This is a genomic window from Sphingobacteriales bacterium, assembly GCA_016700115.1.
Taxonomy (GTDB): domain Bacteria; phylum Bacteroidota; class Bacteroidia; order Chitinophagales; family UBA2359; genus UBA2359.
The window spans coordinates 4158781-4174380 of record CP064999.1 but is presented as its reverse complement, the minus strand read 5'-3'; the positions used below and the strand labels follow the sequence as shown (position 1 = coordinate 4174380).

The 15600-nt window shown below is 37.0% G+C and carries 20 protein-coding genes and 1 pseudogene; 19 read left to right on the top strand and 2 right to left on the bottom strand.

Annotation, left to right across the window (positions count from 1 at the left end):
- Positions 1 to 252: 252 nt before the first annotated feature.
- From IPM47_14870 to IPM47_14780, 19 genes and pseudogenes are all read left to right on the top strand, one after another.
- A complete protein-coding gene (locus IPM47_14870) occupies positions 253 to 1257 on the top strand; it encodes a hypothetical protein (GenBank protein ID QQS28140.1) in 1005 nt (334 codons plus the stop codon).
- The gene (locus IPM47_14865; protein QQS28139.1) at positions 1257 to 1688 is read left to right on the top strand and encodes a hypothetical protein; all 432 of its coding nucleotides are present in this window, start codon (positions 1257 to 1259) and stop codon (positions 1686 to 1688) included. The genes IPM47_14870 and IPM47_14865 overlap by 1 nt, the downstream gene beginning before the upstream one ends.
- A 173-nt stretch (positions 1689 to 1861) precedes the next feature.
- On the top strand, positions 1862 to 2971 hold the full coding sequence (locus IPM47_14860; GenBank protein ID QQS28138.1) for an RHS repeat-associated core domain-containing protein: 1110 nt from the start codon (positions 1862 to 1864) through the stop codon (positions 2969 to 2971).
- On the top strand, positions 2971 to 3486 hold the full coding sequence (locus IPM47_14855) for a hypothetical protein (GenBank protein ID QQS28137.1): 516 nt from the start codon (positions 2971 to 2973) through the stop codon (positions 3484 to 3486). The genes IPM47_14860 and IPM47_14855 overlap by 1 nt, the downstream gene beginning before the upstream one ends.
- Before the next feature lie 112 nt (positions 3487 to 3598).
- Positions 3599 to 4213 carry an RHS repeat-associated core domain-containing protein gene (locus tag IPM47_14850; GenBank protein QQS28136.1) on the top strand — a complete coding sequence of 205 codons (615 nt, stop codon included), beginning with the start codon at positions 3599 to 3601 and terminating at the stop codon, positions 4211 to 4213.
- Positions 4176 to 4805 carry a hypothetical protein gene (locus IPM47_14845; GenBank protein QQS28135.1) on the top strand — a complete coding sequence of 210 codons (630 nt, stop codon included), beginning with the start codon at positions 4176 to 4178 and terminating at the stop codon, positions 4803 to 4805. Before IPM47_14850 ends, IPM47_14845 begins: the two co-directional genes overlap by 38 nt.
- 529 nt (positions 4806 to 5334) lie before the next feature.
- A pseudogene (locus IPM47_14840) lies at positions 5335 to 5508 on the top strand (hypothetical protein).
- Positions 5509 to 6182: 674 nt separating this feature from the next.
- A complete protein-coding gene (locus tag IPM47_14835; protein QQS28134.1) occupies positions 6183 to 6614 on the top strand; it encodes a hypothetical protein in 432 nt (143 codons plus the stop codon).
- 183 nt (positions 6615 to 6797) lie between these two features.
- The gene (locus IPM47_14830; protein QQS28133.1) at positions 6798 to 7838 is read left to right on the top strand and encodes an RHS repeat-associated core domain-containing protein; all 1041 of its coding nucleotides are present in this window, start codon (positions 6798 to 6800) and stop codon (positions 7836 to 7838) included.
- Positions 7839 to 7933: 95 nt separating this feature from the next.
- Positions 7934 to 8329, top strand: coding sequence for a hypothetical protein (locus IPM47_14825; protein ID QQS28132.1), 396 nt, complete (start codon positions 7934 to 7936; stop codon positions 8327 to 8329).
- Between the two features lie 57 nt (positions 8330 to 8386).
- On the top strand, positions 8387 to 8503 hold the full coding sequence (locus tag IPM47_14820) for a hypothetical protein (protein ID QQS28131.1): 117 nt from the start codon (positions 8387 to 8389) through the stop codon (positions 8501 to 8503).
- Between the two features lie 10 nt (positions 8504 to 8513).
- Positions 8514 to 8957: a DUF4304 domain-containing protein gene (locus tag IPM47_14815; protein ID QQS28130.1), complete on the top strand. Its 444-nt coding sequence runs from the start codon at positions 8514 to 8516 to the stop codon at positions 8955 to 8957.
- Between the two features lie 175 nt (positions 8958 to 9132).
- Positions 9133 to 10119: a hypothetical protein gene (locus tag IPM47_14810; GenBank protein ID QQS28129.1), complete on the top strand. Its 987-nt coding sequence runs from the start codon at positions 9133 to 9135 to the stop codon at positions 10117 to 10119.
- Between the two features lie 2 nt (positions 10120 to 10121).
- Complete coding sequence (locus IPM47_14805) at positions 10122 to 10589, top strand: hypothetical protein (protein ID QQS28128.1); 468 nt, start codon at positions 10122 to 10124, stop codon at positions 10587 to 10589.
- A 403-nt stretch (positions 10590 to 10992) separates the two neighbouring features.
- Positions 10993 to 11163, top strand: coding sequence for a hypothetical protein (locus tag IPM47_14800; GenBank protein ID QQS28127.1), 171 nt, complete (start codon positions 10993 to 10995; stop codon positions 11161 to 11163).
- Between the two features lie 109 nt (positions 11164 to 11272).
- Positions 11273 to 11482, top strand: coding sequence for a DUF559 domain-containing protein (locus IPM47_14795; protein ID QQS28126.1), 210 nt, complete (start codon positions 11273 to 11275; stop codon positions 11480 to 11482).
- Positions 11483 to 11674 carry a DUF559 domain-containing protein gene (locus IPM47_14790; protein QQS28125.1) on the top strand — a complete coding sequence of 64 codons (192 nt, stop codon included), beginning with the start codon at positions 11483 to 11485 and terminating at the stop codon, positions 11672 to 11674.
- Between the two features lie 143 nt (positions 11675 to 11817).
- Positions 11818 to 12591: a hypothetical protein gene (locus IPM47_14785; GenBank protein ID QQS28124.1), complete on the top strand. Its 774-nt coding sequence runs from the start codon at positions 11818 to 11820 to the stop codon at positions 12589 to 12591.
- A gap of 6 nt (positions 12592 to 12597) precedes the next feature.
- Positions 12598 to 13218 (top strand): hypothetical protein, encoded by a 621-nt coding sequence (locus IPM47_14780; GenBank protein ID QQS28123.1) that lies wholly within the window; start codon positions 12598 to 12600, stop codon positions 13216 to 13218.
- 235 nt (positions 13219 to 13453) lie between these two features.
- Here the strand turns inward: IPM47_14780 and IPM47_14775 are convergent, their stop codons facing one another.
- Entirely contained in the window at positions 13454 to 14911 is a 1458-nt protein-coding gene (locus IPM47_14775; GenBank protein ID QQS28122.1) for a DUF5106 domain-containing protein, read from the bottom strand.
- 18 nt (positions 14912 to 14929) lie between these two features.
- Positions 14930 to 15511, bottom strand: coding sequence for an SRPBCC family protein (locus IPM47_14770; protein ID QQS28121.1), 582 nt, complete (start codon positions 15509 to 15511; stop codon positions 14930 to 14932).
- Between the last annotated feature and the right edge of the window lie 89 nt (positions 15512 to 15600).

Below are 15600 nucleotides of genomic sequence, written 5' to 3'. Positions count from 1 at the left end.
TTGTTTATATTCTAAAAAATGCTTTTCTTTCCATTATTGCTTATAGAATTCTATTGACCACATATAATTTTTTGGAAGTTGGAAGCTCAAAACCGAAATGAAGCGATTATTATGAAAACAATATTCACAATGTATGCACTATCAATAGCATGTATTATATTGTTGATTGTAATCACACCGATTTATATATATAGGAACTGGTAACATTCAAGTAGTGTATACACTGTTAAGCTATTGGTGAAATAAGTTAGTATGTTCGAGCATAGTACTCCCTCCTCAATAAACACTCGCCCAACAAAGCACGAAAAGAAGACCTACAGTGAATTTAGGGGTGAAATGCTTCCCATAGAAGAACTATCCGAAACTTATGATGGGGTTGGGAACAACTACCAGTACAACGGCAAAGAACTGAACGACGATTTCGGTCTGCATTGGATGGACTACGGCGCAAGGTGGTATAACCCGCAAATCAACAGGTGGGGGCAGGTGGATCCTTTGGCGGAGAAATATTATGCTTGGAGCGGGTATAACTATGTTTTGGGAAATCCGGTGAAGTTGATTGACCCGGATGGAAGGGAAATTTGGATTACACATGGCAATGAAAAAATAAAGTATGAAAATGGTAAGCTATATGGACAAGACGGGAATCCTTATTCAGGCAGAGGTGTTAGAAAAGACGGTTCATATAAAGGATTTCTTAGGGAAACTGTGAGGGCATTGGATGCAATTAATAAATCACAAGAAGGTTCAGAAATGATAAATGAGCTGCAATCCTCAAATAATGTTTTTATGATTAGGAAATCTGGTAAATCAGAATTTAAAAGTGATAATGTAAGGAAATCTCATGCAAAACAATGGCAAACAGATCCTACATTAATGTCAAGTTACAATGCGCAAGTAGATTTAGGAATTGATTTCAAAGGAGGATCTGGCGGAATCATTCAATGGAATCCCGTTGGTTCATCTATTTGGGAGGAAGGTGGAAATCAATCAACAAGACCATTTGTTGATTTAGCCCATGAAATGTTTCATGGATTAGATGCAAATCGCGGCATGTTAAACGACCAATTTCATGAAGGAGTTAAGATGAGTGAGTGGCAAGCCGTTTATAGGGAGAATATACTAAGACAAGATTTAAAAATACCGCTACGAACACATTACATTGATATTCAAGACCCTTCTGGCAAGAGCATTGGCTCAGGTGGGCCAAGCATGATAGATAAAAACAATCAACCGATTAAACCATCAACTTATTAATGAAGTACTTATTGTTTTTTTACTTGCTCTGCTGCTTATTTGCTTGCACACATAAGACTTATAAGTACATTGTTGATTACGACAGCGAGCCTAACAGATATAATTATTGTATTCCAAATGGCTTTCAATTTTATGGCTGGTCTGGTGGACATGAAGATGAAAGGCAATATTGGTTTGCAGACTCTTCAGTTTTCTATATAACTAAAACGAAAGAACTACCAAATATAAATTCTGAAAACATAAAATCAATTCAGGGTTTTTATGCCAAACTACTTCTTTCTGACTCAATAGGCTTAGAAGGAGTTGATAAAAATAATTTGTATTGGAAACATGTCAAATTAGAAGGATTTTCCTACGGCTATTCCAATGTAACATCAAGAGATTTGGAAAAATTCAACCAAATTATTTTGAGTGTAAAAAGAAAAAAATAATGAACAAGCGTATAGCATCGTTTGATTAAATTGAAGGGGATTATCTTTTATCTTATTTTCCACACCCAAGCAAAAAATTATATTTTTCCTTTGGTTATCGGTGCATTATGCTTAAAACTAAACAAAATACAATACTCAAAGCATTTGTAAGCTACTGATTATAAAGCCTAATTTTGAGAGGTGATGAAAGTGAATTACCACAACTCCCCAGAGCCTACTACCACGAAGAAGGGCGCATCAACCTGTTGTCCGGCATGAACCTCCGCCACGAATACTCCCTGCGCGACCACTTAGGCAACACCCGCATCACCTTTACCGACTCCGACAACGACGGAGACCCCGAAATCCTGCAACAAACCAATTACTACCCCTTCGGCTTGCCCATTCAAGAATTATCCACTACCTTCGATGGGGTTGGGAATAATTATCAATACAACGGCAAAGAACTGAACGAAGATTTCGGGTTGCATTGGATGGACTACGGGGCAAGGTGGTACGACCCACAGATTAATAGGTGGGGGCAGATTGATCCTTTGGCGGAGAAGTATTATGACTGGAACGGGTATAACTATGTTTTGGGAAATCCGGTGATTTTCGTTGACCCGGACGGACGTAACACCGCTTATTATGATCAAGAAGGCAAACTTATTCATTATTCTTATGATGATTTACCAGACGCTGTTACGACGGTTGGCAGCGATTATATTGACCGGTTTCTTTCACTGACCGGCGGGCAAAGGGATGCTTCTTACAGTAAGGAAGGGGCAGGCGATATGAGAAACATGGGTATAAGTTATATGGTGGAAGGCATAAAAAGTTTCGCTTTGCGGTCTGATGCAAGGCGTGACCAAACAGGCAACTTCTTTGAAGCTGACAGTAATGGTAAAATCGGTCAGCCCGCCAAAGTTGAAAGCAAAAACAATTTATATACAATTGATGGAAAGAACGTTTATGTCGGGAGCAGCTATAATGACAATATTGGTTCACCCGGTGCATCTGAACCCCCTAAAAACTCTGAAGTTTTATTTGGGATTGTTGTTTCTGATATTCATCACCATGGATATAACGATAAAGAACAACGCTTTTATTATAAGCATCTTGATCGTTATATGGTTGGGCCTGTAGAATTTGGACCTTCTATAAAAGACATTGAAAAGTCTCTACCTAGAAATTATTATAGAATAGTAACTGGACGTAACGAAGAAGGTGGCTTGGAAATATATTTTTATGGAAATAGTGAGGCAAAATCATTCTCTGTTCCACTCAATAAATTTAATAGGTAATGAAAATTATATTAGCGTTGTTAAGCATTATGTTGTTTTTAAGTTGCCAGAAAAGCACAAATTTGGTGTCTAAAGATATTGAATGTCAATTGAAATTGGAAGTATATAGAATGCTCATTTATTGTGAAAAAATACAAAAACGGACAAAAAACGGAATGTATCCTATCCGATCTGTATATAACAAGGGTTGTTATACTTTAAATGGATATGAATACAAAGAAAATATGGAAGTTCCTTCACTATTACTTTTAGATATTGTCATACAAGATACAATAATTCAAAATGATACCATGTTCGTGAATTTCGAGTATTATCATGAAGGTTATTGTGTTAGCCCAGAATTTCCAGATATTTATACGCATGCTGCTTTTGTTAAAAACAAATTAACGCTTATGTTTCAAGGTTCTGTCTATGGTTATGTAGGCAATATAGATTACAGAGTACTTCAAGAGTATGTTTACAATAATAGTCAATATGTAAATGAGTGGCTTAGAGAAAATATAAATTGCCGTTAAAAAACTATATAACAGTAAATCAGTAGCAGCATGGTTAAATTTTATGAGTACATCATTACTATCTTCTCGTTCAGATATTCAGAGTTTATTGAGATTCAAGAACTCTAAACACATGGTATTCAAGAGTTGTCTGACAAAACAATACATCAAACGCCTGATACCGCCCACGTTCACCAACCCTGCCGAAAGTATGCCACCACCGGAAGAACCTCCGACCAACTGCGACAAACGCGACTATATAGGGGCAGTAGAATACGACAACAATATAGCAGAATCTTACTATCACGAAGAAGGACGCATCAACTTGCTACCGGGCATGAACGAACGCCACGAATACTCCCTGCGCGACCACTTAGGCAACACCCGCATCTGTTTCACCGACTCCGACGACGACGGAACGGCCGAAATCCTGCAACAAACCAATTACTACCCCTTCGGCCTGCCCATAGAAGAACTATCCGAAACTTATGATGGGGTTGGGAATAATTATCAGTACAACGGCAAAGAACTGAACGACGATTTCGGTCTGCACTGGATGGACTACGGGGCAAGGTGGTATAACCCGCAAATCAACAGGTGGGGGCAGGTGGATCCTTTGGCGGAGAAGTTTTATGCTTGGAACGGGTATAATTACACATATAACAACCCCCTGAAACATACAGACCCCGATGGTAGAAAGCCTTGGGTATGTGAACGAAATAACAGGAGAGGCGCAATGGCGAGATGAAGATGTAACAGCCCATGTAGATGAAAATAATACCAGATGGTGGAACGAAGGCAACACAATTGAAGGTGTTGATGCGCTTGGTAACTATGTGCGGGGCAATAATGACGGTACTACTTCCAATGAACTGCCGGGTGTGGAAATCGGGGGAAGCAGAAGCGTCAGATTTGGAGAAAAGTTAAGTGAGTATATGGGCTATGATGTTGGTTTGGAATTCAGCATTGGGCCTCAGTTAGGGTTTTCGTTGGGTAAAACGGATGTTCAGGTCGGAGGGAATGTAGAATTATTAAATTTGAGTTTAGCAAATGGAGCGAATGGCATAAGTGCTTCTAATATACAAATGAATGTATTTGCAGAAGGCAAAAAAAATGGATTGGGTGGTGGATTCGAACTTAATTTTAGTGGTCCACTAAATCGAATGGGAGAAACGTTAAGCTATGAAGTTGGAGCTAATTTAGGGTCAATGATAGGACAGGCACATGGTATTATGGGACCGAGTAGGAATACACATGGCTTAAGTACAAAAATAGAAGAAAGAAGAATCGGTTTCAATACAATTATTGGAATAAAATTCACTGTAAATCCAATTAAATAATTTTTTATGATTGAAATGATACTGATAATAATAATTATTTTGTTGTTTATTACACAAAGTATTGGAGCCATTCTTGACAAGCGACTTAGTGAGGGGGATGTTCCAGCAGAAGGAAGCATAGTTGTTTATATTCTAAAAAATGCTTTTCTTTCCATTATTGCTTATAGAATTCTATTGACCACATATAATTTTTGGAAGTTGGAAGCTCAAAACCGAAATGAAGCGATTATTATGAAAACAATATTCACAATGTATGCACTATCAATAGCATGTATTATATTGTTGATTGTAATCACACCGATTTATATATATAGGAACTGGTAACATTCAAGTAGTGTATACACTGTTAAGCTATTGGTGAAATAAGTTAGTATGTTCGAGCATAGTACTCCCTCCTCAATAAACACTCGCCCAACAAAGCACGAAAAGAAGACCTACAGTGAATTTAGGGGTGAAATGCTTCCCATAGAAGAACTATCCGGAAACTTATGATGGGGTTGGGAACAACTACCAGTACAACGGCAAAGAACTGAACGACGATTTCGGTCTGCATTGGATGGACTACGGGGCAAGGTGGTATAACCCGCAAATCAACAGGTGGGGGCAGGTGGATCCTTTGGCGGAGAAATATTATGCTTGGAGCGGGTATAACTATGTTTTGGGAAATCCGGTGAAGTTGATTGACCCGGATGGAAGGGAAATTTGGATTACACATGGCAATGAAAAAATAAAGTATGAAAATGGTAAGCTATATGGACAAGACGGGAATCCTTATTCAGGCAGAGGTGTTAGAAAAGACGGTTCATATAAAGGATTTCTTAGGGAAACTGTGAGGGCATTGGATGCAATTAATAAATCACAAGAAGGTTCAGAAATGATAAATGAGCTGCAATCCTCAAATAATGTTTTTATGATTAGGAAATCTGGTAAATCAGAATTTAAAAGTGATAATGTAAGGAAATCTCATGCAAAACAATGGCAAACAGATCCTACATTAATGTCAAGTTACAATGCGCAAGTAGATTTAGGTATTGATTTCAAAGGAGGATCTGGCGGAATCATTCAATGGAATCCCGTTGGTTCATCTATTTGGGAGGAAGGTGGAAATCAATCAACAAGACCATTTGTTGATTTAGCCCATGAAATGTTTCATGGATTAGATGCAAATCGCGGCATGTTAAACGACCAATTTCATGAAGGAGTTAAGATGAGTGAGTGGCAAGCCGTTTATAGGGAGAATATACTAAGACAAGATTTAAAAATACCGCTACGAACACATTACATTGATATTCAAGACCCTTCTGGCAAGAGCATTGGCTCAGGTGGGCCAAGCATGATAGATAAAAACAATCAACCGATTAAACCATCAACTTATTAATGAAGTATTTATTGTTTTTTTACTTGCTCTGCTGCTTATTTGCTTGTACACATAAGACTTATAAGTACATTGTTGATTACGACAGCGAGCCTAACAGATATAATTATTGTATTCCAAATGGCTTTCAATTTTATGGCTGGTCTGGTGGACATGAAGATGAAAGGCAATATTGGTTTGCAGACTCTTCAGTTTTCTATATAACTAAAACGAAAGAACTACCAAATATAAATTCTGAAAACATAAAATCAATTCAGGGTTTTTATGCCAAACTACTTCTTTCTGACTCAATAGGCTTAGAAGGAGTTGATAAAAATAATTTGTATTGGAAACATGTCAAATTAGAAGGATTTTCCTACGGCTATTCCAATGTAACATCAAGAGATTTGGAAAAATTCAACCAAATTATTTTGAGTGTAAAAAGAAAAAAATAATGAACAAGCGTATAGCATCGTTTGATTAAATTGAAGGGGATTATCTTTTATCTTATTTTCCACACCCAAGCAAAAAATTATATTTTTCCTTTGGTTATCGGTGCATTATGCTTAAAACTAAACAAAATACAATACTCAAAGCATTTGTAAGCTACTGATTATAAAGCCTAATTTTGAGAGGTGATGAAAGTGAATTACCACAACTCCCCCGAAGCCTACTACCACGAAGAAGGGCGCATCAACCTGCTGTCCGGCATGAACCTCCGCCACGAATACTCCCTGCGCGACCACTTGGGCAACACCCGCATCACCTTTACCGACTCCGACAACGACGGAGACCCCGAAATCCTGCAACAAACCAATTACTACCCCTTCGGCTTGCCCATTCAAGAATTATCCACTACCTTCGATGGGGTTGGGAATAACTACCAGTACAACGGCATTGAGCTAATAGAAGATTTCGGGCTTCACGTCAATCACGCACAGTTTAGAACCCTTGACCCTCAAACGGGGCGGTGGTGGCAGACAGACCCGATGGCAGAACTTGCTCCCGAATGGTCACCTTACAGGTTCTCCTTCAATAATCCGATACTCAATACAGACCCTTTAGGATTATTTGAAACCCGCAAGGAAGCGAAAGCATATCGCAAGGAACACGAAATGTCGGGCAAGATAAATAAGAGTTGGGAGGACGGCAAGAAAGTTTTCTCCATAGAATCGCAAACTCGGATAATGCAGACGGGAGAGGATGGTTCTAGGGAAACGCTAAACATAAATACCTCGACTTACAGATGGTCGGAAAGCGGGGAAGTAGTAACCGCAACGGAAATTACCCCAAATTCAAATACATGGCAACCCTTTACCGGGTCAAGCGGAGCTATAAATCAAAACTACTTTTTTGAAGGATTCGCTATTCCTATCCCAATAGGGAAATTGTTTGGCGGGTCAAGACTTTTCAAAACGGGTGGCAACTTTGCGGATGAAACTGTGGAGGTTGCCGCTAAGGGGGTAACACAAGTTGAGCAATACGCATTAAGAGCTGCCGAAGATGGTTTTTACCCCGTAATGAAAAGGGGATTTGCAAATCCACAAGAGTTAACTTGGTTAAATAAAGGAGATGTATGGAAGTTTGGAATTACCAAAAATCCACTTTCACGATATAGTCAAAGCTATTTAGACAATATCGGTGAGTTTGGAGTGTACTACAAGACTGAATTTACATGAACATTAAAAGAAGCACTAACAGTTGAACGAATGAAAATTTTGAATTTTAGGGGTCAAAATGGATTTCTTCCAGCAGGTAATAAAATTGTAAAATAATGGCTTTCAGATTTAATATATTGGCGGACTTTTATTGGGAAGCACAAATTGATAAGGTGTTGGATGCCTTATCAAATGTAGGTTATAGAAAATATTTTTCAGAGCAAGACTATGGTACATCTTTGGAAGGGTTAACAGTGGTGCTAATGTGCCAAGACCCAATTTTAAACTTGAAGCAAAGAATTAGGTTATCAAAAAAAGAAAGGAAAATATATTTGGATATAATGCTTGGCTTGCCCCATTTTATAGAAATAACTCAAAAAGAACGAGAGAAAATAATTGTAGGGAAACTGATTACCGAGATACCGCCAATTATCGCAAAGTACAAATTAGAAGATTTTGACCTTGTGAAGTTTGAAACAGATTTAAAAATATGGATGTCAAAAGTTTTATAAAACAGAAGCCCGGCAAGTCCGGGCTTTGTAGATTTTGGCACAAAGACTATTTATGAGTTGAAGCCGTTTAATCCAAGAGGCATTAAAATAGGTACGCAACAACTGAACAAATACAAGTCTATATTCGAGCAGAGATATGGAGGAGATTGGAAAACAATTTTAGAACACTATTGAAATACTTACAATGGAAAAAAAAGAATTAGCAAGTATTTTGAGTGAAATACTTCTTCAGATTGGGTTTAAGAAAAAAGGATATTATTGGGTTGTAAATAGTGCTGAAATTGTTAAAATTATAAACCTGCAAAAATCTCAATTTAGCAACAATTTTTACATAAATTACGGTTACATTTTAAAATCAATTCCGTTAGAAGATAAGATGCATATCTATAAAAGAGTTGCTTCTACAGATGTAAATGTGAATGTAAAAATAAAAGAGTTATTATATATTGAAAACAATATATTCAAAGAAGACAGAGCAAGAGATCTAAAAAGGGTTTTGGTTGAAAATTTGATTGAAAATATCAATTCAGTTAATACAGAAGCGGACATTTTAGAAGAATTGAAGAAGAAGCCGCATTTAAACGATATTCCTTTAATAGTTAAGCGACATTTTCATTTACCTGAATAAGTAACAGAGATCCCGCAGTGGGGAGCTTTGTTATTATAGAAATGCTTGTAATTTCTTTTAACAAGGTAGTCGTCGCACAGGAAGGAACCACTTTCATTGTATTTATCAATGAATAATTCATTGATAATCCAAACTATTAGTGGTTTTACAATACACAGTATAGAATTTTATAGCAATGAAAGCCAACACCCGCATCTGTTTCACCGACTCCGACAACGACGGAACGGCCGAAATCCTGCAACAAACGAATTATTATCCCTTCGGGCTGCCGATAGAAGAACTATCTGCTACCTTCGACGGGGTTGGGAATAATTATCAGTACAACGGCAAAGAATTGAACGAAGATTTCGGTTTGCATTGGATGGACTATGGTGCAAGGTGGTACGACCCGCAAATCAGCAGGTGGGGGCAGATTGATCCTTTGGCGGAGAAGTATGTGCATATATGTCCTTATACTTATGTTGCTAATAATCCTATGATTTTTGTGGATCCGGATGGAGAATTTATAGTTCCTTACTGGATTCAGGAAAAATATCCTGAATTTTACAAGTACATCAATAATACTATTGGCAATTTTTTTCTTAACAATCAAACCGTAAAAGATGTTTTATATAAATATAGCGTAGGTGGACTTACAGAATCTGCCATTAAAAAAGCTACAACACCAGGTGATGGACCCCTTATAGCTTTTAAAGAGTTCGATGATAAAAAACAACTTGGTGAATATGATTGGGATAGCAATACCATATTCTTTAATGAAAAGTTAGTTAGTATTTTCAATTCATATATTTCAAACGAAAGCATAGATGACAAATTAAAATCTGCTATTGCGATAACTCTCACATCAACAATTGTAAATGAGTTTACTCATTATGGAGATCCTCTTGATGGTTTAGATGTTATTTTAAACAAAGAGGGGAAATTAGTCAATGGTCCGCTTGAAGGAGGAATGATTAAAGAGTATGATGAAGGAAATGAGGCAGCAAAAGCATTATACCCATTCTATCCTTTAGGACCAGACAAATCAGATTTTGTTAATTCGGGACTTCAAAACTATCATCTTCTGAAAGATGGCCACTACTTTAATCCTGAAAAAGGAAAAATAGTCGGGAGCGACGAATCTAAAAAAAATCCAACTTTGATACCACCTATAAAAAAGTAAAGATGAGCAAATCGTTTATAGTTTTAGCTTGGCACTTATTTCATTGTATTAGTTTGTTTTCACAAAACGAAAAACAACTGCACCTATTAGAGCGTATTCTTAACATCGAACCAATAGTAGAATTACTGTCGTTAAGGAATACAGAGGATAGAGGAGCGATTAGAATAATTGATATGACAAAAAAGATAAAAAAAACAGAATTTTTATTTTCTGTCGATTCGCTCCCACGGGGTATTCCATTACAGGCTATTGTAATTTATAAGCAACCCATAGACGTTAACACAGGAAATGAAAGAGATTTATTCATTGTAAAGTACAAAGCAAAAAAGAAAACAATACACTTAGTTGTTTATCTATCCAACTACAATTGCGTGTATAAGAAAAAAACTAGATGGCATTTTAAGATAGAAATTCAAGAAGAAAAAGGAGGTTACTATGTGAAATCTTTTAGTTTTGCCGAATGGCATTGAGAATTAATTTTTTTGATTCTATACAACTGATATCAAAGGCATCACTACTCGCTACAACCACCTCAACCTGCCCCGCAAAGTTACCTTTGCCGACGGCAAAACCATTACCTGGCTCACACCGCCACCGGCCGCAAACTCTAAAAAAACGAACCTGTAAATTAAGAAGCGTCAGCAGGTTTCTACCCCTAAATCCCCTGAAGGGGACTTAAATACGTCTTTATTGTCAAGTGATTTTTATAATACAATCAGTGTGTAGGCAGTGATTTCGGTTTAAATTTACATAACTTTATCAAAGGAAAAATTCTTTACCAACTCAATGCCGCTTATCTTCTCAAACATTACCGCCCTTCCCCCAACGAAGCATGCAAAAAGTCCCCTGCAGGGGATTTAGGGGTAACAAGGCTTGCCCATTCAAAAACTTTTTCATAACTTTGAAGCATCAGTTGGGGTAAAGGCGAACAACTACCAGTACAACGGCATTGAGTTGGTAGAAAATTTTGGGCTGCATGTAAATCATGCCCTGTTTCGCACCCTCGACCCTTTTCTACCCCTAAATCCCCTGAAGGGGACTTAAATATGTTTATACTATCAAGTGTTAGTAAATACAGATAATGTTTAGGCAACAATACAATTCATTATTTTATTTACCAACTTCACCAAAATTAAAATCATATACTGAACCTATGTTACCCGAAAACAAACCTGATAACCAATTTGCAAATGCCCTACCATGGTTGTTTCAATATGCAAAAACACTACGTACAAACCCTACTCCTGCAGAAGCGATGCTTTGGCAGTACTTATACAAAAACCAATGTTGTGGGTTCAAATTCAGAAGACGACACCCCCTTTTGTATTACATACCGATTTTTATTGCCATCAGGCAGGTTTAGTTGTTGAAATTGTACGGTTCTATCCACCAAATTAAAGAACAGTACCAATACGATGTTGCTCGTACTGTAGAACTGGAACAACTCGGATTTAAAGTCATACGTTTTACAAATGAAGCTGTTATTGAAGATACAAAAGCAGTGTTTGAATCAATAAAACAGACTGTACAAAACCGTTTATTGTTGACCCCTTAACCCACAGCTTCCCCTACGAAACAAGCAAAAAGTCCCCTGCAGGGGATTTAGGGGTAACAAGGCTTGCCCATCCAAAAACTATCTCCTAACTTTGAAGCAGCAGTTAGGGTAGGGCGAATAACTTTCAATACAACGGTATTGAGTTGGTAGAAGATTTTGGGCTGCATGTAAATCATGCCCTGTTTCGCACCCTCGACCCTCAAATGGGGCGGTGGTGGCAGATAGACCCGAAACCCACTTATAATATCAGCAGTTATGCTGCTATGGCAAACAACCCCATACTATATAGCGACATTTTAGGAGATACCATACGAACCAATTTTAAAGACAATCAGGTAGCTAAGGCAGCTTATAATTTATGGTCATCTACAAAAGAAGGCAAAAAATTTCATGCGTTATACGGGGAAGGTGGCAAATTTGGACATGTTTCGATTTCTTTTGATGCAGAAAAAACCAAAAACAGAATTGCCAATGGAGAAACACAGGTTTACCACAATGAGAAAGGGAAAGAGCCTACTATAGTAAAAGAAGGAGCAGTTAGCGAAAGAATTATAGATGCTGCACTAAACGGAACCTCAGAAAACTACTTGTCTTTTAATATATCAATACCTGCTACATACAACGCCAATGGCTTTGACGACTTCGGCACACAACTCGCCAACATTGCCGGCACCTTCGAGCATGAATCGCAGCATGTAGAATTGAATATGCAATCTATCTCAACGCGAGGCGTTAGAGAGATTAAACGTGTCCACCACGATGCTATGTTAAATACTTCCGGATATTTGTATGAAAACAGGGTAAACATGTTTATGGAGTTGAAGCCATTTTGGAATAAAACTTTTGAAAGACGACAAAAACAAGGATGGACACAAAAGTACTTTATGGATAGGAATATTAATGATTTTAGAAGATAGTTTGCCATGAAAAAAACATACACATATATTATAGGGCTTTTTATTTTTATAGTCTTGTTTTCTTGTAGCAACAAAGAAAACGACACAATTGAGTTTTACAGAAAAAACCGAAGTATCATGTACGAAGTCTGGCAAAAAGAATGGAGAGATACTTTTAAGTTTGGCACAAGAGATTATGATACAGGAATTCCATTCATATTGGATAATAGCAGAAATCTGCTTTTTATTTTTGATAATTTGTCTGATTTATACAAAATCAACTTCCAATCCGGTATGTTAATTGATAGTATAAATTTGTTATCAGGCTATACTTACACCATGTCCCCACAAAGCAACAAACTATTATATGCCTATCCCGCATTGTTTTTTTACCATGAAACCATTTTACATTTTGACATAGATTTTAACTTTCGGGCCAAATACATAGATTCAATTAATCAAGAGATTATCAACAGATTTCCAGAAACTATCCCATTTAATTTAGACCTCGATTCAGTACATATAATACTGCCAGATAAATTATGGGTGCGGCTGAATGACCAACAAGGATGCATCGAAGAAATGATTTTTAGTGTAAATGCAAAGATGGAAGCACCGGTTATTCACTCTACCTTTATTGTCAGATAGAGAAATTAAAGTGATCATAGAATGTTGGTGAGACCAAGCAAAAAGTCCCTGCAGGGGATATAGGGGTGATTCTGACTAAGCCCTAACTTTTAAGCAGTATTGGCTCAAATATGAGACGGAGAGCACCGTATTGGGAGGCAAATATTACTATATGGGCTTTTACATTCATAGAAAATCCTTTGCCGTCTAAATCTTGAATTTGTCTTTTTTAGTGAACTCAAACATTAAAGCGAAATTATTGATCGTCATCCTGTTTCATGGGGACATTTTGTTTGCCTCCGGAAAGGTTGTTGATGAGTTCTTCAATTTGTTGCGGGGAGATTCGTTTTGCGATAATTTTTTTGTCTTTGTCTAAAAGGTATAGGGTAGGGGTGCTGTAAATGTCATACATTTCCCGAAATCTGGTTCTGTTATAGGGGTCATACACATTCAGCCATGGCAAATGGTATTCTTCGGCAAACTTTTTGATTTCATCTATTTCTACCCTTGTACAAATACCAATGGTTGTAAGACCTTTCTCCTTTAAATGGTCGTTGAGTTTTATCAGTTCCGGCATTTCTTTTTTACAATGCCCACAGTTGTAATCCCAGAAAACCAAAAGGGTAAAGTCTGATTTTACGGCGTGAAGCGAAAAAGGATTGTTGTTTAAATCCGGCATTTTAAGTTCGGGTGCTGTCAATCCAAGAAGGTTGTATTTTAGCTTAGCAACCCGTTCGTTCATTTTCGCCATATTAGTAGAATCCATCCAAAATGCATCTCCTTTCAGGTAGTATTTTTGAGCTAAATGGACAAAAACAGCATCCATCCCCATAATTTTAGAGGTTTCATAAGTATAGGCTATTTGTGAAAGAGCGTACCTGAATAGATTTTTATTGGCTTTTGCCTTGTTAATGATAAAATCGGCCGAAACATTTATAGAATCGGGATGTTTAACGGTAAGATTTTCAATGTAAAAATTAATTTTATTCTGAAATAAAGGGGTCCTTACCAACCTTTCATCAGAAAAATCAAATTTATCCCAAAAATGAGCCTTAAAATATTTATAGGGGAACTGAGGATCAATGGGGTTGCCTTTTTCATCTTTTGGCGTTTCGGGCACTTCAGGCTCCCACATTGAGTTAATTATTGCAGCAAGGAAAGACGAAGGATAGGAAATGGTGATATTTTCACGGTACTCTTTAATTTCTTTTTCAATTTCACGCATTCTGTTGTCTAAAATTCCAATTGAATCTTCATTTTCCGTTTTGTCTTTCAGCGATTTGAGACCGGTTAAATTCTTTTGTCTTGAGGTTAAAAAACGTTGATATTCATTAAAAAGAGAGTTGTCAGGTGAACCGTTTACTTTCATATTTCCGATAAAATCGAGTGTATCAGTTTCCAAACTAAAATTTTGCTGATCGGTATTTACTAAAAATTCAAAATATTTACTACCCGGATATACAGCAAGGTAAATTCCGCCCGGAAGTTTTTCTTCACCTTTAAAAACAACGGTGCCTTTAGAATCCACCTTAAATGTATCACTAACCAGAATTTTACTTCCATAGTAATAGGCCAAATAGCAAGATGTGTCTGCAAACCCTTTTACCTTGACTTTAATATTAAAGCCATCAGCAAAGGATTGGTTAAAAAATGCAGAAAAAACAATTCCATTCAAAAAGAGAAAGGCAAAAATTATACTTTGTCGTTTAAACATAGCCGGGTAATCGTAAATTTATTTTTTAGGGATTAGGTTTTGTAAAGTGTCAGTTTTTATAGAATTAGGCGAAGATTGTTCAGACAGAATTTTTAATTTTTTCAAACCTTCTTCTAAATCATTGCCAATCCAGTTGTCCAAAAAAGGGCTGAAATATCTGAAAACCGGATTATTACCCATACTGCCGGAAGTAATCCATTCAACTTGAGTAAGATTTTTTTCTATATCCGGTGTGAATCGGATTTGCCCATTCATTTCAAACTTATCGCTCATCATCATTGTATATTTGATGCCTTCCAAAGGATAACTTTCTGTAATCGTTAAACTGCCGTTTCCCATTTTTTCACCAACCCAAGACTGAGATGCACCGGTTCCTTCAGAAACAGGTCCAAATGAAACTTTCATAGTTGGGTCTTTTTCAATATTCCAGGCTGTCCAGTCATTCCATTTTTTAAGATCATTGACATAATTATAAATAGTTCCATGATCTGCTTGAATTGATTGGGACCGGGAAATTTTAAAAGACGAAGGCAAAAAATAAGCAACAACCAAAAGCAAAACAAATATTGCCGAAATGACGAGTAGTATTCTTACAACCATAATTAAACCAAAATAGTAGCTATTAAATATTGACTGCGCTCAAGTTTTCTTTTTTCGGGTTAAATCTTCTTTCAAAATCTAAAAAACAT

Bases quoted from the DNA above. Each gene is read 5' to 3' on its own strand.
- IPM47_14810 (QQS28129.1), top strand. From the start codon at position 9,133: ATGAAAGCCAACACCCGCATCTGTTTCACCGACTCCGACAACGACGGA.
- IPM47_14855 (QQS28137.1), top strand. From the start codon at position 2,971: ATGAAAATTATATTAGCGTTGTTAAGCATTATGTTGTTTTTAAGTTGC.
- IPM47_14830 (QQS28133.1), top strand. From the start codon at position 6,798: ATGAAAGTGAATTACCACAACTCCCCCGAAGCCTACTACCACGAAGAA.
- IPM47_14780 (QQS28123.1), top strand. From the start codon at position 12,598: ATGAAAAAAACATACACATATATTATAGGGCTTTTTATTTTTATAGTC.
- IPM47_14815 (QQS28130.1), top strand. From the start codon at position 8,514: ATGGAAAAAAAAGAATTAGCAAGTATTTTGAGTGAAATACTTCTTCAG.
- IPM47_14865 (QQS28139.1), top strand. From the start codon at position 1,257: ATGAAGTACTTATTGTTTTTTTACTTGCTCTGCTGCTTATTTGCTTGC.
- IPM47_14850 (QQS28136.1), top strand. From the start codon at position 3,599: ATGGTATTCAAGAGTTGTCTGACAAAACAATACATCAAACGCCTGATA.
- IPM47_14825 (QQS28132.1), top strand. From the start codon at position 7,934: ATGGCTTTCAGATTTAATATATTGGCGGACTTTTATTGGGAAGCACAA.
- IPM47_14795 (QQS28126.1), top strand. From the start codon at position 11,273: ATGTTACCCGAAAACAAACCTGATAACCAATTTGCAAATGCCCTACCA.
- IPM47_14805 (QQS28128.1), top strand. From the start codon at position 10,122: ATGAGCAAATCGTTTATAGTTTTAGCTTGGCACTTATTTCATTGTATT.
- IPM47_14835 (QQS28134.1), top strand. From the start codon at position 6,183: ATGAAGTATTTATTGTTTTTTTACTTGCTCTGCTGCTTATTTGCTTGT.
- IPM47_14770 (QQS28121.1), bottom strand. From the start codon at position 15,511: ATGGTTGTAAGAATACTACTCGTCATTTCGGCAATATTTGTTTTGCTT.
- IPM47_14870 (QQS28140.1), top strand. From the start codon at position 253: ATGTTCGAGCATAGTACTCCCTCCTCAATAAACACTCGCCCAACAAAG.
- IPM47_14775 (QQS28122.1), bottom strand. From the start codon at position 14,911: ATGTTTAAACGACAAAGTATAATTTTTGCCTTTCTCTTTTTGAATGGA.